Here is an 18162-nt window from a genome sequence, read left to right on the forward strand (position 1 = left end):
GCCATAACCGAACAATCGCTTTGTTTTTTCGTAAATGTATTTTTATCTTTTTACATTTGCAGGATATATTTATCATTTATGAGGCATCTAACTAGAATTCTCTTTTTTTTATTTTTAGGCTTGTTTACTTCGGTGGTTTGCTCACAAGAGAAACCGAATTCAAATTTTGATATGCGTGATACCCATAAATCCATTTATGATACCGTAAAAAAAGCAGAATCTAAAATTGCAAAAATTGATCAATATCAAATTTATACGTTAGAACACGATACTATTATTGCAGATACTTCTTTGACCATTCAAAAATTATACAAACAAAATTACCTTCGAAAAGATACTTTTGGTTTATTACCATTTGCCAATATTGGGCAAACATACAATACCTTAAATTATGGTTTAACTAGTTTTGATCCCTATCCCGAGTTTGGTTTTAAGGCCAAACATTTTAATTTCTTAGAGGCTAATCAAATTCAATATTACAAAGTAGCCACACCTTTTACCGAACTTTTTTTTAATACTTCAATAGGAAAAGGTCAAAATGTTGATTCTTTTTTAACCTTAAATACATCCGAAAACCTCAATTTTTCTATTGCTTATCGCGGTTTACGTTCCGAAGGGAAATACATTAATTCGTTAACGAGTACAGGAAACTTCAGATTTACGGCAAGTTATCAAACAAAAAATAAAAGGTATATTCTGAATTATCACATGACCTATCAGGATATATTGAATGAAGAAAACGGCGGTATCACAACTCCCGAAAATTTTGAAAGTGACGATCCCGATTACAATAACCGCCAAAGGTTACAGGTTTATTTAACAGATGCGCGCTCTTTTTTAAAAGGAAGACGTTTTTTTATCGATCATGCTTTCCGAGTAAATAGAGAATCGGCCAATAATAACCTTTTTGTAACCCACCAGTTTAATTACGAAAATAAAGATTTTGAATATACACAACCTACCGTTGTTTCTACTGTAGGAACTACTCAAGTGCTACGTTTTGGAGAACCGTATGTGTATAGTAATATCAACGATCAAACGCATTTCAATAAATTGTACAATAAGTTTGGTTTGGCTTATGAAAACGTATTGTTGGGTAAGTTTTATTTTTATGTAGATGATTTCAGAAGTAATTATTATTACAATCGCGTTATAATTAATACCGACCCAGTTACAGGAGTACAAGATATTATTCCGAGTAATATGAGTCAAAATATCAATAATTTGGGTGGACAATACGAATATCAAAAAGACCGATGGAAAGGCCGTTTTTTATATTCACGATCCATTACCAATCAATCGCTTTCTAATTTAGATGCTTTTGTTAATTATCATGTAAACGATAAAATTCAGTTAGAAGCGCAATATCAAAATATTAATAAACTTCCGAATTTTAATTATAATTTGTTTCAAAGTAGTTTTTTGGAGTACAATTGGTCTAATAATTTTAAGAATGAAAAAATCAATTCCCTGCAAGTTTCCGTATTAAATCCGTGGTTGAGTTTATCAGCACAATACACAATTTTAAACGATCATTTGTATTTTTTTGATGCCGCTACCGATGAAGAAAAAGCCAATTATACCCAAATTATAAAACCTGCACAATACAATAATGCCATTAATTATCTTTCGGTAAAAGCGGCAAAAGAATTTGTTTTAGGTCATTTTGCGCTTGATAATAACGTTTTATATCAAAATGTTCAACAAACAGATTTGGTTTTGAATGTTCCCGAATTTGTTACGCGAAATACATTTTATTATACCAATTACCTCTTTAAAAAAGCACTTTATTTACAAACTGGAATTACCTTTAATTATTTTACGAGTTATTTCGGTAACAATTACAATCCTGTATTGGGCGAGTTTTTTGTGCAACAGGATAAAAAAATTGGTAATTATACCAACTTTGATTTTTTCATCAATGCCCGAATTCGTCAAACGCGATTATTCTTTAAGATCGAACATTTTGATGCCGCTTTAGGTGCAAACAACTATTATTCGGCACCCGATAATCCGTATCGTGATCTAACCATTCGTTTTGGTTTGGTTTGGAATTTCTTTCAATAATAATTTTTATGTAAGTTTTTTCTTTATTTTTATTTTAAGATTTGCTTTTTAATCGGAAATAAATATGAGAGAAGATTTTTTGCACTACGTTTGGCGGTTTAAAAAAATGGATGTTTTACAACTGCAAACATCCAAAAATGAGCCTATTGTTATAGTGAATTCCGGTGAGTATTTAGAACTTTCTGGCCCCGATTTTTTTAATGCCCAACTCATTATTGGCAATCAAAAATGGGCTGGAAACATTGAAATTCATGTAAAATCATCCGATTGGTATTCGCACAATCACGAACTCGATTCGGCTTACGAAAATGTTATTTTGCATGTGGTATGGGAACATGATACGGACGTGTTTAGAAAAGACAATTCCGAAATTCCTACGCTCGAATTAAAGCATTATGTTGAGTCAAATGTATTGGAGAATTATAATTATTTAAATCAATCTAAAAAATGGATTTATTGTGAAAATCAAATAAATCAGGTGTCTGATTTTGTATTTCAAAATTGGAAGGAACGACTGTTTTTAGAAAGGTTAGAGAAAAAATCTGATTTTATTGTAAAATTACTTCAAGCTTCTCATAATGATTGGGAAGCGGTGTTGTTTTTTCTTTTATCCAAAAATTTTGGTTTGAACATCAACGGTGATGCTTTTTTAAAAATGGCACAATCCTTAACTTTTGATTTGGTTAGAAAAGAAGCTTTTGAACTCGAAAATTTAGAAGCTTTGTTTTTTGGTCAGTTACAGCTGCTAGCCGAAAATAAAGAAGATGCTTATTTTAAAGACTTGCAATTTCGGTATTTTTATTTGGCTCATAAATACCAATTGGATTTAGAAAGTCAAAATGGAGTTCAATTTTTTAAACTTCGTCCCGATAATTTTCCGACAATACGATTGGCACAATTAGCTAATTTGTTTCATTTATATCCAAATTTGTTTTCAAAAATAATTGAATTAAAATCAATTGATGGGGCTTATACGTTATTACAAGTAGGTGTTTCCTGTTATTGGAAAACGCATTTTGTTTTTGATAAAAGCAGTCATAAACGAGATAAAATGGTTTCCAAATCATTTGTCGATTTAGTGCTAATCAATACTATAATTCCATTTCAATTTGTTTATGCAAAGTTAAACGGTACATTGAATATTGATTTTTTTTTAGAATTTATGGATGCTATTACACCTGAAAAAAACAGCATCATAGAAAAGTTTTTTTCTTTAGATGTAAAAGTGAAAAGTGCTTTAGATTCGCAAGCATTATTGCATCTTAAAAATGAATATTGCAACCATAACAAATGTTTATCCTGTGCAATTGGTGTGGAGCTATTAAAATAAAGCCTTCAGTTTTGGATATAATTGGTTATTTTTGCATCAAATACATTTCTAATTTTTATCATGTCAGCAATTTTAAAATTAAAATTCTTTTTCGAAAAATACGGTTTCCATGTGTCTTCTCGTTTGGCTGATAAGTTAGGAATACGAGTTGCTAATATCCGACTATTTTTCATCTACATTTCGTTTGTAACGGCTGGACTCGGGTTTGGAATTTACCTTACCCTAGCATTTTGGATTAAACTAAAGGATTTAATTCGCTCCAAACGAACTTCGGTTTTTGATTTGTAAATTAAGATAAAAAGAAAAGGGACTATGAAATTAAATTCGTAGTCCCTTTTACTTTACTGTATTGTAAAATTTATTTTTCTAATTTATTCAGGTTGCTGTGTTTTTTTCCGTAGGTGAAATAAATAACGATTCCTAGAGCCATCCAAATAATCAAACGTGCCCAGCTTTCATTTGGCAAGGAATACATCAAACCGAGGCAAACTAAAACTCCTGCAATAGGTACAAAGGGAACCAAAGGTGTTTTAAATGCTCTTGGTGCATCGGGCATTTTTACACGCATTACCATGACACCAATACATACTAATACAAAGGCTAATAAAGTTCCGATACTAACCATGTGTCCTAGATCGCTAACTGGAACAAACCCTGCAAAAATGCTCACAAATAATAAAAAGAATACATTGGTTTTCCAAGGAGTTCTAAATTTTGGGTGAATTTCGCTAAAGAATTTTGGTAATAAACCGTCTTTACTCATAGTGTAAAAAACGCGACTTTGCCCCATAAGCATCACTAACATAACCGAAGTATATCCGGCTAAAATTGCAACAATCAAACCGGTTTGTAAAAAGTCATATCCTGTTTTAGCAAATGCTGTAGCGGCAGGTTTGGCATCGCCAGCAAATTCGTAATAAGGAACCAAGCCAGTCATTACGTGAGCAAAAAGTACATATAAAATGGTGCAAATTACCAAAGAACCCAAAATACCAATTGGCATTCCTTTTTGAGGATTATTTGCTTCTTGCGCGGCGGTCGAAACGGCATCAAATCCAATAAAAGCAAAAAATACGGTGCCTGCTCCAGCAGCTACACCCGACCAACCGTATTTACCAAACTCACCTGTGTTTTCAGGAATATAGGGTGTATAATTTGCTGGATCAATAAAACTCCAGCCTATAACGATAAAAATAATTACAACAGCGACTTTTAAAACCACTAAAAAATTATTAAGCGAAGCCGATTCTTTTGTACCTCGAATTAACATTAATGATAAAAGTGCCACAATAAAAATTGCGGGTAAATTGATAATTCCGCCTTCTATAACGCTACCATCACTTAATTTTAAAGTTTCCCAAGGAGAACAAATTAATTCTGCGGGTAAGTGAATGCCGTATTTTCCGAGTAATTCTAATAAATACCTGGACCAACTCACCCCAACAGTGGCCGCCCCTAGGGCATATTCAAGTACTAAATCCCAACCAATGATCCATGCCATAAATTCACCCATGGTAGCATAAGAATACGTGTAAGCACTTCCTGCAACGGGAATCATCGAGGCAAATTCGGCATAACATAAACCGGCAAAAGCACATCCCACAGCAGCCAAAATGAACGAAAGAGTAACCGCTGGCCCTGCGTGGTCTGCCGCCGCTATTCCAGTTAGCGAAAATAATCCGGCTCCAATAATGGCTCCAACACCTAATGCAACTAATGAACTTGACGAAAGGCTTCTTTTTAGACCGTGCTCAGAATCAGATGCTTCTCCAAGCAGTATTGACAAGGGTTTTGTTTTCCAAATGGACATATAAAAAGGGTTTTAAATTAGTACGCTTCAAATGTATCGTTTTTTGTAAAAAATAAAAACATTTTTTCGTCTTTAAGTTATAAATAAGCAAAACTTAGGTTTAATAACTGCGAATTACTTTTAATCCCTTTCTTTTTGTTCAAATAATCACAATCTTTTGAATACTTTGTCAAAAATAATTTTACTATAAAAAAAATCTGATTATTTTTATTCGTTCTTAAATTTTATTTATGAGAAAATCGAACTCCAATTGGTTTCTAAAATATTCAAAAAAGCAGCAAATATCATTAGTTGTTTTGGTTGTTATTTGTTTGATGTTACAATTTGTTTTGTTTTCTGTCGATTTTAGCACCCAATATCACATTACTCCCGAAGAACAAAATTGGATTGGTAAACAAAAAGAATTAGAAGCTATTAAAGCAAAATCGAAATTAAATGAATTTCGGATTTATACTTTTAACCCTAATTATTTATCGGATTATAAAGGTTATAAATTAGGAATGTCTACTGCCGAAATTGATCGTTTGTTGGCTTTTAGAAAACAAAATAAATACGTTAATTCAGCAGCTGAATTTCAAAAAGTGACACAAATTTCAGATTCGTTATTGAAAATAATAGCACCATATTTTAAATTTCCAAGTTGGGTAAAAAACAAACCAGTTGCATTTGTTTCGAATTCGGTTAGAACTAAAAGTACTATGTCGAAAATTAAAACAGATATAAATTTGGCTACCGCTGCTGATTTGGAGCGAATTTATGGAATTGGAGAAAAATTAGCACAACGAATATTAAGTTATAAAGCAAAAGTGGGTGGTTTTGTTAGTATGAAACAACTAGATGAAATTTGGGGACTTTCTCCGGAGGTTTTGAGTGAATTAGATCAGAATTTCAAGATTATTCAAATGCCAGTTATTAAAAAAGTAAACATCAATAATGCTTCTTTAAAAGAGTTAAGTCAATTCCCCTATTTTAATTATGCTTCCGCCAAACAAATTTTAATTTATCGAAGTATGAATGGTGATTTTCATAGCATTGAAGATTTAATAAAAATTAAAGATTTTCCTGTAGAAAAAGCAAATATAATTGCCCTATATTTGGACTTTTAAATAAATATTGAAATATGAATTTTGATTATAATGAAACTCAATCGATGATTGCACAATCAATTCGTGATTTTGCGGCTTTACACATTCAGCCCAATGTTATGGAATGGGATGAGAATCAGGTTTTTCCGGTAGATTTGTTTAAGTCTTTAGGAGAAATGGGTTTTATGGGGGTTTTAGTTCCCGAAGCGTATGGAGGTGCAGGCTTGGGATATCACGAATACATTACAATTATTGAGGAAATTTCAAAAGTAGATCCTTCTATAGGATTATCAGTTGCGGCACATAATTCGCTTTGTACCAACCATATTTTGACTTTTGGTTCTGATGAACAAAAAAAGAAGTGGTTGCCAAAATTGGCATCAGGTGAACATATTGGTGCTTGGGGGCTAACCGAGCACAATACGGGTTCTGATGCGGGTGGTATGAATACTACTGCCAAGAAAGAAGGGGATTATTGGGTTGTTAATGGAGCTAAAAATTTTATCACGCATGCAATTTCAGGTGATATAGCTGTTGTGATTGTGCGAACAGGTGAAAAAGGCGATTCTAAAGGTATGACCGCTTTTGTATTTGAAAAAGGAATGCTAGGTTTTAGTTCCGGAAAAAAAGAGAATAAATTAGGAATGCGTGCAAGCGAAACGGCCGAATTGATTTTTGATAATTGTAAAATTCCAGATGCAAACCGTTTGGGTGAAGTCGGTCAAGGTTTTATTCAAGCGATGAAAGTGCTTGATGGAGGTCGAATTTCCATCGGAGCGTTGTCTTTAGGTATTGCCAAAGGTGCTTATGAAGCAGCTCTGAAATATTCTAAAGAAAGACATCAGTTTGGGAAACCGATATCCGAATTTCAAGGTATTTCTTTTAAATTAGCCGATATGGCTACCGAAATAGAAGCTTCTGAGCTGTTGTTGCACAAAGCAGCTTTCTTGAAACAAAAACACCAACCCGTTACTAAAATAGGAGCGATGGCTAAAATGTATGCTTCGGAAGCGTGCGTGAAAATAGCAAACGAAGCAGTTCAAATTCACGGAGGTTACGGGTATACAAAAGATTTTCCTGTTGAAAAATTCTATCGCGATTCGAAGTTATGTACCATTGGGGAAGGAACTACCGAGATTCAAAAAGTTGTAATTTCAAGAAATTTATTGAAAGAGTAGTCTAGTTTTAGTTATAACAGGTTATAGGTTTGTTTTAATTGAGTGTGATGTAGTGTAATGATTTTTTTAAAATAATTAATTATTTATAACTGATAATTCAGAATTAATTTTTACTTTTGCAGCCTTAACGAAAGGAGGTGTCAAAATTATGTTAATTATACCGATTAAAGACGGAGAAAATATTGATAGAGCGTTAAAACGTTACAAAAGAAAATTTGATAAAACAGGAACTGTTCGTCAATTAAGAGCACGTACAGCTTTTATAAAACCGTCAGTTGTTAAGAGAGCGAAAGTTCAAAAAGCAGCTTACATTCAACGTTTGAAGGACAGCTTAGAAAGTTAATCTTTTTTATGTATTAAATAAATACCGTTAGTGGTCAAAATTTTATAATTTTGATGCTAACGGTTTTTTTATGGAAAAAAATGTAAAAGCTTTTGGGGATTATTTGCTTTTGGAAAAAAAATATTCCAAAAATACTGTGCAGGCATACGTGAAGGATTTGGTTGATTTTGAAAATTTTATTGTTGATCAGGCTGTTTGGGAGGATTTGGCGAGTGTTGAATTTGTGGCAATAAGAAACTGGGTGGTTGTTTTGGTTGATTCTGGTTTAGAGAGCAAAACAGTTAATCGTAAAATGGCTTCTTTAAAAGCTTTCTATAAGTTTTTGTTAAAGAGTAGGCAAATAGCGGTGAATCCGATGTTGAAATACAAAGCGCTAAAGGTGGCTAAAAATATTCAAATTCCTTTTTCGGAAAAAGAATTGAAATTAGTGTTAGAGGAATTTGATGAGGAAGATGGTTTTCTCGCAAAACGAGATAGGTTAATTGTGGAGTTGTTTTATGTAACCGGAATTCGTCGCTCAGAATTGATTGAGTTGAAGTTGAATTCTTTTGATTTAACTCGTGATGTGGTAAAAGTGTTGGGTAAAAGAAATAAAGAGCGCTTGATTCCTTTGTTGCCTAAAATAAAAGATCAGATTAAAGAATATTTAAAAGATCGTAGTGAGTTGGGGATTGTAGGAGATGATTATTTTTTTGTTTCTAAAAAAGGGTTAAAATTGAGTGAAAGCTTTGTGTATAGGTTAATAAATGTTTACTTTAGTAAGGTTTCTGAGAAAGTAAAAAAAAGTCCGCATATCCTCAGGCATACATTTGCCACGCATCTCTTAAATAATGGTGCTGAATTGAATTCTATTAAAGAATTGTTGGGGCATTCGAGTTTGGCATCAACGCAAGTGTATACGCATTCGAGTTTAGCAGAACTTCAAAAAGTATATAAAGAAGCGCATCCTAGGAATAAGAAGTGATTCTTTAGTTTATTGTTTAATCCTAAAATTTTGTATTATGAAGGTAAATGTTCATGCAGTTAACTTCGCAGTTGACAAAAAACTGGTAAATTTTGTTCAAGGAAGAATGGATAAATTAGAAAAGTATTATGACCGAGTGGTGTCGTCGGATGTGTATTTGAAGGTCGAGCGGACTAGTGATAAAGAGAATAAGTGTGTGGAGATAAAAGTAAATGTACCTGGTGATGATTTTTTGGTCAAAAAACAATGCAAAAGTTTTGAAGAAGCAGTGGAGCTTTCTGCTGAATCTCTCGAGCGTTCTTTGGTTAAAAGGAAGGAAAAAACAAGAACACATCTATAAATTGAAAAATTTTTCAAAAAATGTTTTGAATCCTAGATAAAATCTCTACATTTGCAGTCCGTTAGAAATAGCGGACTTTTTTATTGAAAAATGCCGATGTAGCTCAGCTGGCTAGAGCAGCTGATTTGTAATCAGCAGGTCGTGGGTTCGAGTCCCTCTATCGGCTCTTTTTTTTGAAATATTGTATTAGGTTCGGGGAGATACTCAAGCGGCCAACGAGGGCAGACTGTAAATCTGCTGTGAAAACTTCGCAGGTTCGAATCCTGCTCTCCCCACTAAATTTCAGTTAAAATCCTGAAAAGGATAAGTTTGGTTGAAATTTGTCTGTCGCCGGTGTAGCTCAGGGGTAGAGTGCTTCCTTGGTAAGGAAGAGGTCTCGGGTTCAAATCCCGACATTGGCTCAAGTAGTAGGAAATTGAAAATTAATATATAACTAAGATTAAAAATTAAGTAAAATGGCAAAGGAGAATTTTAATCGTTCCAAACCGCACTTAAACATAGGTACAATTGGACACGTGGATCACGGAAAAACTACATTAACTGCTGCAATCACGAAAGTATTGTCTGATGCAGGTTACTGTCAAGCAAAATCTTTTGATCAAATCGATAACGCTCCAGAGGAGAAAGAAAGAGGTATTACTATTAATACATCTCACGTAGAATATGAAACAGCTAATCGTCACTACGCTCACGTTGACTGTCCAGGTCACGCGGATTACGTAAAAAACATGGTTACTGGTGCTGCTCAAATGGATGGTGCTATCTTGGTAGTTGCTGCTACAGATGGTCCAATGCCACAAACTCGTGAGCATATCCTTTTAGGTCGTCAGGTTGGTATTCCAAGAATCGTTGTATTCATGAATAAAGTGGATATGGTTGATGATCCTGAGTTGTTAGAGCTTGTTGAAATGGAAATTAGAGATTTATTATCTTTCTATGAGTATGATGGAGATAATGGTCCTGTTGTTCAAGGTTCTGCTTTAGGAGGATTGAATAATGATGCTGCTTGGGTTCCTAAAATTTTAGAATTGATGGAAGCTGTTGATAGCTGGATCGAAGAGCCAGTTCGTGACGTTGCTAAACCATTCTTGATGCCAGTTGAAGACGTGTTTACAATTACAGGTCGTGGAACTGTTGCTACAGGTCGTATCGAAACTGGAGTTGCTAATACTGGAGATCCTGTTGAGATCATTGGTATGGGAGCTGAAAAATTGACTTCTACTATTACTGGAGTTGAGATGTTCCGTAAAATCTTAGATAGAGGTGAGGCTGGAGATAACGTAGGTTTGTTGTTAAGAGGTATTGATAAAGCTGATATCAAACGTGGTATGGTTATTATTAAGCCAGGATCTGTTAAGCCACACGCTAAATTCAAAGCTGAGGTTTATATCTTGAAAAAAGAAGAAGGTGGACGTCACACGCCATTCCATAATAACTACCGTCCACAGTTTTATGTGCGTACAACTGACGTGACTGGGGTTATTACTTTACCAGCTGGAGTAGAGATGGTAATGCCAGGTGATAACTTGACTATCGAGGTTGCTTTGTTAAGCCCAATCGCGATGAATGTAGGTTTGCGTTTCGCTATCCGTGAAGGTGGTAGAACTGTAGGTGCAGGTCAGGTTACTGAAATTGTTGAGTAATTATTCAAACAAATAAATAAAGCCAGTTTAGTTTCTTTTTTATGAAATTTAATACTGGCTTTTATACGGGCGTAGTTCAAGGGTAGAATAGCGGTCTCCAAAACCGTTGATGGGGGTTCGAATCCCTCCGCCCGTGCAATAAAAATATAGCAAATGGCAAAAATTGTTAATTACATATCGGAATCATTCGAGGAGTTAAAGTCAAATGTAACCTGGCCTACTTGGGCTGAAGTGCAAAAATTGACAATTATTGTGGCTGTTTTTTCAGTCTTATTCGCTTTGGCAACATGGGGGGTAGATGAGTTTTTTGCAAAAGTATTGGCTGGATTTTTTAATTGGATTAAAGCGTAAATTTTTGTGATGGCTGAAAATAATATGAAAAAATGGTATGTGGTTCGAGCAGTAAGCGGACAAGAAAATAAAGTTAAAGCTTATATCGAGACTGAAATTGCTAGATTAGGGATGGAGGATTATGTTTCTCAGGTTTTGGTTCCTACTGAGAAAGTGGTGACTGTAAAAGATGGGAAAAAATCGGCTAAGGAGAAAGTGTATTTTCCTGGTTATGTGATGATTGAAGCTAATTTAGTGGGTGAGGTACCTCATATTATTAAATCTATTACCAGTGTGATTGGGTTTTTAGGGGAAGTAAAAGGTGGTGAACCTGTTCCTTTGAGAATGTCTGAAGTAAATAGAATGTTAGGTAAGGTAGATGAATTGGCTGTAAATACCGATACACATGCGATACCTTTCAGTGTTGGTGAAACGGTTAAAGTGATTGATGGTCCTTTTAATGGTTTTAACGGTACGGTTGAAAAAGTAAATGAAGAGAAGCGTAAACTTGAAGTAATGGTGAAAATTTTCGGAAGAAAAACGCCTTTGGAATTGAGTTTTATGCAAGTTGAAAAAGTATAATTTTATTGTTACATATATAACAACCATTACATTCGCTTCCAATTGATTGTAATGTAAATTTTTTTAAAATGGCTAAAGAGATAAGTAAAGTAGTTAAACTACAAGTTAAGGGAGGTGCTGCGAATCCATCGCCACCGGTTGGACCTGCTCTAGGAGCTGCTGGGGTTAACATCATGGAGTTTTGTAAGCAATTTAATGCTAGAACTCAAGATAAACCTGGCAAAGTTTTACCAGTACAAATTACTGTTTACAAAGACAAATCTTTTGACTTTGTTGTTAAGACTCCTCCAGCTGCGGTTCAATTAATGGAAGCTGCAAAGCTAAAATCTGGTTCTGGTGAGCCTAATCGTAAAAAAGTAGCTAGTGTTACTTGGGAACAAATTAGAGCTATTGCTGAAGACAAAATGCCAGACTTAAATGCATTCACGATGGAGTCTGCTATGAGTATGATTGCAGGAACAGCTAGATCTATGGGTATAACTGTATCAGGAGATGCTCCTTTTTAATTAAAAAAAAGACATGGCAAAATTAACAAAAAAGCAAAAAGAGGCTGCTTCAAAAATTGAAAAGAATAAATTATATTCTCTTAAAGACGCTGCTGCTTTAATTAAAGTAGTTGCATCTGCAAAATTTGATGAGTCTGTTGATATCGCTGTTCGTTTAGGTGTAGATCCTAGAAAAGCGAATCAAATGGTAAGAGGTGTGGTTACATTACCTCACGGAACAGGTAAAGATGTAAAAGTATTAGCATTAGTTACACCAGATAAAGAAGCCGAAGCTAAAGAAGCAGGAGCTGATTTCGTTGGTTTAGATGAGTACTTGCAAAAAATTAAAGACGGTTGGACAGATGTTGATGTTATCATCACCATGCCTGCAGTAATGGGTAAATTAGGTCCATTAGGTCGTATTTTAGGACCTAGAGGTTTAATGCCAAACCCTAAGACAGGTACAGTTACTATGGATGTAGCAAAAGCTGTTCAAGAAGTTAAAGCTGGTAAAATTGACTTTAAAGTTGATAAAACTGGTATCGTGCATGCAGGAATTGGTAAGGTTTCTTTTGGAGCTGAGCAAATTGTTGACAACGCACACGAGATTATTCAAACATTAATTAAACTTAAACCAACTGCTGCTAAAGGTACCTATATTAAAGGTATTCACCTTACAAGCACTATGAGTCCTGCTATTGCATTAGACCCAAAGGCAGTATAATTGGTAGTTAAAAATTTTTAGTATGACTAGAGAAGAAAAATCAATCGCGATTGAAGATTTAACTGCACAGTTAGCTGGTACAAATATTGTTTATGTAGCAGATATTTCTGGACTTAATGCAGAAACTACTTCAAGCTTAAGAAGAGCATGTTTTAAAGCAGGTGTAAAATTAGAAGTTGTAAAAAATACGTTGCTTGCAAAAGCAATGGAAGCTTCTGATAAAGATTATGGTGATTTACCTACTGTTTTAAAAGGGAACACTTCTATTTTTATTGCTGAAGTTGCCAATGCACCTGGTAAGATTATCAAAGATTTTCGTAAAAAATCAGATAAGCCAATTTTAAAAGGGGCTTTTATTAATTCTGAGATTTATATCGGAGATAATCAATTAGAAGCATTAGCTACTATTAAATCTAAAGAAGAGCTTATTGGAGAGGTTATTGGATTATTGCAATCACCTGCTCAAAGAATTATTGCTGCTCTTCAAAACAAATTTGCTGGAGAAGAATCAGCAGAATAAGTTTGTGTATATAGCTGGTAATTAAATTGCTGGTTTACAAAAATGAACGCACATAAATAATTATAATTTTACAAATCATTTTAAAACGATAGAAAAAATGGCAGATTTGAAACAATTCGCAGAACAATTAGTTAACTTAACTGTAAAAGAAGTTAACGAGTTAGCAACAATATTAAAAGATGAGTATGGAATTGAGCCTGCTGCTGCAGCTGTTGTAGTTGCTGCTGGTGGAGCTGAAGGTGGAGCTGAAGATGCTCAAACAGAATTTACTGTAGTATTGAAAGAAGCTGGTGCTTCTAAATTAGCTGTAGTAAAATTAGTTAAAGAACTTACAGGTTTAGGTCTTAAAGAAGCTAAAGATATCGTAGATGGTGCTCCATCTAACGTTAAAGAAGGTGTTTCTAAAGAAGAGGCTGAAGGTCTTAAAAAATCATTAGAAGAAGCTGGAGCTGTAGTTGAACTTAAATAAGTTTACTCGGTTTTAAGAACTAGGTTTAGGTCTTGAGTTAAAGCTCAATGGCCTAAACCATTTTTCGTATAATAAAATAGATCAAGTTTTATTATTCCATAGTTTAAAATACGAAAAAGTTTTTTTATCAATACGAAGAAAAAAAATGAAGCCGGTTTTAGTTGTTTTATTTTTAAAGATGTATTGATTATAAAAAGAAAGTATACCTTAAACAATGTGTTTTACACAAAAAACTACTTTTTTTTAATCAAAATTTTGTCCATTGATGATAACAAATCAGACTGAAAGATTGAATTTTGCCTCTACAAAAAATATCCCTGTATATCCAGATTTTCTAGATGTTCAGGTTAAATCTTTTAAAGATTTCTTTCAATTAGAAACGAAATCAGACGAAAGAGGCAACGAAGGGCTATACAATACCTTCATGGAAAATTTCCCAATTACAGATACAAGAAATAATTTTGTATTGGAGTTCCTTGATTATTTTGTTGATCCACCACGTTATACAATTCAAGAATGTATAGAGAGAGGTTTAACGTATAGTGTGCCTTTAAAAGCAAGGTTGAAACTATATTGTACAGATCCAGAACACGAAGATTTTGAAACTATTGTACAAGATGTTTATCTTGGAACAATTCCTTACATGACGCCTAGCGGTACGTTTGTAATTAATGGTGCAGAGCGTGTAGTAGTATCTCAATTACACCGATCTCCGGGTGTTTTCTTTGGACAATCATTCCATGCAAATGGTACTAAATTATATTCTGCCAGAGTAATTCCTTTTAAAGGTTCTTGGATAGAATTCTCTACCGATATTAATAGCGTTATGTATGCTTATATTGATAGAAAGAAAAAATTACCTGTAACAACTTTATTCCGTGCTATCGGTTTCGAAAGAGATAAGGATATCCTTGAAATTTTCGACTTAGCTGAAGAAATTAAAGTTTCTAAAACAGGAATTAAAAAATATATTGGCAGAAGACTTGCTGCGCGTGTATTGAATACATGGCATGAGGATTTCGTAGATGAAGACACCGGAGAGGTGGTTTCCATCGAACGTAATGAAATTATTTTGGATCGTGATACCATTATCGACAAGGATAATGTAGAAGAAATTATTGATGCCAATGTAAAGTCTATTTTGTTACACAAAGAGGATAATAACCAAGCAGATTATGCAATTATCCACAATACCTTACAAAAAGACCCAACTAACTCTGAAAAAGAAGCTGTTGAGCATATCTACCGTCAGTTGCGTAATGCTGAACCGCCTGATGAAGAAACTGCTCGTGGTATTATAGATAAATTATTCTTCTCAGATCAACGTTATAACTTAGGTGAAGTTGGTCGTTATAGAATGAACAAAAAACTTGGTTTGGATATCCCAATGGAAAAGCAAGTGCTTACCAAAGAAGATATTATTACCATTGTAAAATATTTGATTGAATTGATCAACTCTAAAGCAGAGATTGATGATATTGATCACTTATCAAACCGTCGTGTGAGAACAGTTGGTGAACAATTGTCTCAACAATTCGGTGTTGGTTTGGCACGTATGGCTAGAACTATTCGTGAAAGAATGAACGTTAGAGATAACGAGGTGTTTACACCAATTGATTTGATTAATGCTAAAACATTGTCATCGGTTATCAACTCTTTCTTTGGTACTAACCAGTTGTCTCAATTTATGGACCAAACAAATCCATTAGCTGAGATTACACACAAAAGAAGACTTTCTGCCCTTGGACCAGGTGGACTTTCGAGAGAAAGAGCTGGTTTCGAGGTTCGTGACGTTCACTATACGCACTACGGACGTTTGTGTCCGATTGAAACTCCTGAGGGACCAAACATTGGTTTGATTTCTTCTCTAGGTGTTTATGCAAAAGTAAACGGTATGGGATTCATTGAAACACCTTACCGTAAAGTAACAGACGGTGTTGTTGATTTAGAATCGACTCCTGTTTATTTAAGTGCAGAAGAAGAAGAAGGAATGTTAATTGCTCAGGCAAACATTGAAATGGAAGATTCTGGTAAAATTACTGCCGAAAATGTTATTGCCCGTGAAGAGGGTGATTTCCCAGTAGTAGAGCCTTCAAAAGTGGATTACACTGACGTTGCTCCAAACCAAATTGCTTCTATTTCAGCTTCGTTAATTCCTTTCTTGGAGCATGATGATGCGAACCGTGCTTTAATGGGATCCAACATGATGCGTCAAGCAGTACCGTTAATTCGCCCTGAAGCACCTATCGTTGGAACTGGTCTTGAGCGTCAAGTGGCTTCAGATTCTAGAGTTTTAATTAATGCTGAAGGACATGGTACTGTAGAGTATGTTGATGCTAACATCATTACAATTAAGTACGATCGTACCGAAGAAGAAAGAATGGTTAGTTTTGAATCAGATGAAAAAACATACAATCTGATTAAATTTAGAAAAACCAACCAAGGAACAAGTATTAACTTGAAGCCAATCGTAAGAAAAGGTGACAGAGTTATTCCGGGTCAAGTATTATCTGAAGGATATGCTACTCAAAATGGAGAATTAGCTTTAGGTCGTAACCTAAAAGTAGCCTTCATGCCATGGAAAGGGTATAACTTTGAGGATGCGATTGTAATTTCTGAAAAGGTAGTTCGTGATGATATTTTTACATCGATCCACGTTGATGATTATTCATTAGAGGTTAGAGATACTAAGTTAGGAAATGAAGAATTAACAAACGATATTCCTAACGTTTCAGAAGAAGCTACTAAAGATTTAGATGAAAATGGTATGATCAGAATTGGAGCAGAGGTTAAACCTGGCGACATTTTGATCGGAAAAATTACACCAAAAGGAGAATCAGATCCTACTCCAGAGGAAAAATTGCTTCGTGCAATCTTCGGGGATAAAGCAGGTGATGTAAAAGATGCTTCATTAAAAGCGTCTCCATCTTTACATGGAGTTGTTCTTGATAAAAAATTATTTGCAAGAGCGGTAAAAGACAAACGTAAACGTACTCAGGATAAAGATGCTTTAGGCGCTTTAGAAATGGAATTCGAAACTAAATTTGTTGAATTAAAAGATAGATTAGTTGAGAAATTATTCTTGATTGTTAACGGAAAAACATCTCAAGGTGTAATGAATGATTTGGGTGAAGAGGTTTTACCAAAAGGTAAAAAATATACTCAAAAAATGCTTTACGCAGTAGAAGATTTTGCTCACTTAAGCAAAGGTCAATGGGTTGCTGATGACGCTACAAATAAAATGGTTAATGATTTAATTCATAACTATAAAATTAAGCTGAACGACTTACAAGGATCTTTAAGAAGAGAAAAATTCACTATTACGGTTGGAGATGAATTGCCATCAGGAATCTTGAAATTGGCTAAGATTTATATCGCTAAAAAACGTAAGTTAAAAGTTGGTGATAAAATGGCGGGTCGTCACGGTAACAAAGGTATTGTGGCACGTATTGTTCGTCATGAAGATATGCCTTTCTTGGAGGATGGGACACCGGTAGATATCGTGTTGAACCCACTTGGGGTACCTTCGCGTATGAACATTGGTCAGATTTATGAAACCGTTCTTGGATGGGCTGGTCAAAACTTAGGTAGAAAATTTGCTACTCCAATTTTTGATGGTGCATCTTTGGATCAAATTAATGAATTGACTGATGAAGCTGGAATTCCAAGATTCGGTCATACGTATTTGTATGATGGAGGTACTGGAGAACGTTTCCACCAAAGAGCTACAGTTGGAGTTATTTATATGTTGAAATTAGGGCATATGGTTGACGACAAAATGCACGCTCGTTCTATTGGTCCGTACTCATTGATTACGCAACAACCATTAGGAGGTAAAGCACAATTTGGAGGTCAGCGTTTTGGAGAGATGGAAGTTTGGGCTCTTGAGGCATATGGTGCTTCAAGTACACTTAGAGAAATTTTGACAGTTAAATCGGATGATGTTATTGGTAGAGCTAAAACTTATGAGGCAATCGTAAAAGGAGAAACTATGCCAGAACCAGGTTTGCCAGAATCATTTAATGTATTAATGCATGAATTGAAAGGTCTTGGTTTAGACATTCGATTAGAAGAATAGTATTCAATATTCAGTGTTCAGCATTTGGTAATCAGTTATTAATGAAAGCTAAGTGCTGAACGCTGAATCTTTATAAATTAGTTTTCAGGATTTATACCCGTAAACCGTTCCGATTTTTTATAATAACCAATGGGTTTTATAATTAGCACCTCAATTGAAGAATTGTGGTTTTGAGAAGTAATTCGAGGTAGTGTTTAAGTCGAAAAGTTTGAAA

The 18162-nt window shown here is 34.5% G+C and carries 17 protein-coding genes and 4 tRNA genes; 20 read left to right on the top strand and 1 reads right to left on the bottom strand.

From position 1 onward, the window contains the following. Window positions 1-171 precede the first annotated feature (171 nt). The 3 genes from I5M07_RS11525 to I5M07_RS11535 all read left to right on the top strand — a co-directional run bounded on the left by I5M07_RS11525 (window position 172) and on the right by I5M07_RS11535 (window position 3685). Window positions 172-2067 carry a putative porin gene (locus I5M07_RS11525; protein WP_233622046.1) on the top strand — a complete coding sequence of 632 codons (1896 nt, stop codon included), beginning with the start codon at window positions 172-174 and terminating at the stop codon, window positions 2065-2067. A gap of 64 nt (window positions 2068-2131) precedes the next feature. Next, complete coding sequence (locus I5M07_RS11530) at window positions 2132-3397, top strand: DUF2851 family protein (RefSeq protein ID WP_200106590.1); 1266 nt, start codon at window positions 2132-2134, stop codon at window positions 3395-3397. A 60-nt stretch (window positions 3398-3457) separates the two neighbouring features. Then, window positions 3458-3685: a PspC domain-containing protein gene (locus I5M07_RS11535; RefSeq protein ID WP_200106591.1), complete on the top strand. Its 228-nt coding sequence runs from the start codon at window positions 3458-3460 to the stop codon at window positions 3683-3685. 70 nt (window positions 3686-3755) lie between these two features. Here the strand turns inward: I5M07_RS11535 and I5M07_RS11540 are convergent, their stop codons facing one another. After that, window positions 3756-5207, bottom strand: a complete 1452-nt coding sequence (locus I5M07_RS11540; protein WP_200106592.1) for an amino acid permease — start codon at window positions 5205-5207, stop codon at window positions 3756-3758. 230 nt (window positions 5208-5437) lie between these two features. Here I5M07_RS11540 and I5M07_RS11545 point away from each other — a divergent pair, with 230 nt between their 5' ends. The 17 genes from I5M07_RS11545 to rpoB all read left to right on the top strand — a co-directional run bounded on the left by I5M07_RS11545 (window position 5438) and on the right by rpoB (window position 17948). Further along, entirely contained in the window at window positions 5438-6313 is an 876-nt protein-coding gene (locus I5M07_RS11545; protein ID WP_200106593.1) for a ComEA family DNA-binding protein, read from the top strand. A gap of 14 nt (window positions 6314-6327) precedes the next feature. Continuing rightward, a complete protein-coding gene (locus tag I5M07_RS11550) occupies window positions 6328-7470 on the top strand; it encodes an acyl-CoA dehydrogenase family protein (RefSeq protein ID WP_200106594.1) in 1143 nt (380 codons plus the stop codon). 148 nt (window positions 7471-7618) lie between these two features. After that, on the top strand, window positions 7619-7813 hold the full coding sequence (gene rpsU, locus I5M07_RS11555) for a 30S ribosomal protein S21 (RefSeq protein ID WP_200106595.1): 195 nt from the start codon (window positions 7619-7621) through the stop codon (window positions 7811-7813). Window positions 7814-7883: 70 nt separating this feature from the next. Beyond that, window positions 7884-8777: a tyrosine-type recombinase/integrase gene (locus tag I5M07_RS11560; RefSeq protein WP_200106596.1), complete on the top strand. Its 894-nt coding sequence runs from the start codon at window positions 7884-7886 to the stop codon at window positions 8775-8777. Between the two features lie 37 nt (window positions 8778-8814). Then, complete coding sequence (gene hpf, locus I5M07_RS11565; RefSeq protein ID WP_200106597.1) at window positions 8815-9117, top strand: ribosome hibernation-promoting factor, HPF/YfiA family; 303 nt, start codon at window positions 8815-8817, stop codon at window positions 9115-9117. 92 nt (window positions 9118-9209) lie between these two features. After that, window positions 9210-9283, top strand: a tRNA-Thr gene (locus I5M07_RS11570). Between the two features lie 28 nt (window positions 9284-9311). Beyond that, window positions 9312-9392, top strand: a tRNA-Tyr gene (locus I5M07_RS11575). A 54-nt stretch (window positions 9393-9446) separates the two neighbouring features. Then, window positions 9447-9518 (top strand) — tRNA-Thr (locus I5M07_RS11580). A gap of 54 nt (window positions 9519-9572) precedes the next feature. Continuing rightward, the gene (gene tuf / locus I5M07_RS11585) at window positions 9573-10760 is read left to right on the top strand and encodes an elongation factor Tu (RefSeq protein ID WP_200106598.1); all 1188 of its coding nucleotides are present in this window, start codon (window positions 9573-9575) and stop codon (window positions 10758-10760) included. A 65-nt stretch (window positions 10761-10825) separates the two neighbouring features. Next, window positions 10826-10896, top strand: a tRNA-Trp gene (locus tag I5M07_RS11590). Window positions 10897-10913: 17 nt separating this feature from the next. Next, window positions 10914-11111 carry a preprotein translocase subunit SecE gene (secE, locus tag I5M07_RS11595; protein ID WP_200106599.1) on the top strand — a complete coding sequence of 66 codons (198 nt, stop codon included), beginning with the start codon at window positions 10914-10916 and terminating at the stop codon, window positions 11109-11111. Between the two features lie 9 nt (window positions 11112-11120). Next, window positions 11121-11672, top strand: coding sequence for a transcription termination/antitermination protein NusG (gene nusG / locus I5M07_RS11600; RefSeq protein WP_200106600.1), 552 nt, complete (start codon window positions 11121-11123; stop codon window positions 11670-11672). 68 nt (window positions 11673-11740) lie between these two features. Continuing rightward, the gene (gene rplK, locus I5M07_RS11605; RefSeq protein ID WP_200106601.1) at window positions 11741-12178 is read left to right on the top strand and encodes a 50S ribosomal protein L11; all 438 of its coding nucleotides are present in this window, start codon (window positions 11741-11743) and stop codon (window positions 12176-12178) included. Window positions 12179-12191: 13 nt separating this feature from the next. After that, on the top strand, window positions 12192-12881 hold the full coding sequence (gene rplA / locus I5M07_RS11610) for a 50S ribosomal protein L1 (protein WP_200106602.1): 690 nt from the start codon (window positions 12192-12194) through the stop codon (window positions 12879-12881). Between the two features lie 22 nt (window positions 12882-12903). After that, complete coding sequence (rplJ, locus tag I5M07_RS11615; protein ID WP_200106603.1) at window positions 12904-13401, top strand: 50S ribosomal protein L10; 498 nt, start codon at window positions 12904-12906, stop codon at window positions 13399-13401. A gap of 97 nt (window positions 13402-13498) precedes the next feature. After that, the gene (gene rplL / locus I5M07_RS11620) at window positions 13499-13870 is read left to right on the top strand and encodes a 50S ribosomal protein L7/L12 (RefSeq protein WP_200106604.1); all 372 of its coding nucleotides are present in this window, start codon (window positions 13499-13501) and stop codon (window positions 13868-13870) included. A 265-nt stretch (window positions 13871-14135) separates the two neighbouring features. Beyond that, the gene (gene rpoB / locus I5M07_RS11625) at window positions 14136-17948 is read left to right on the top strand and encodes a DNA-directed RNA polymerase subunit beta (RefSeq protein ID WP_200106605.1); all 3813 of its coding nucleotides are present in this window, start codon (window positions 14136-14138) and stop codon (window positions 17946-17948) included. Window positions 17949-18162: the final 214 nt, after the last annotated feature.

The sequence above is a fragment of the Flavobacterium agrisoli genome (assembly GCF_016522065.1).
GTDB lineage: Bacteria > Bacteroidota > Bacteroidia > Flavobacteriales > Flavobacteriaceae > Flavobacterium > Flavobacterium agrisoli.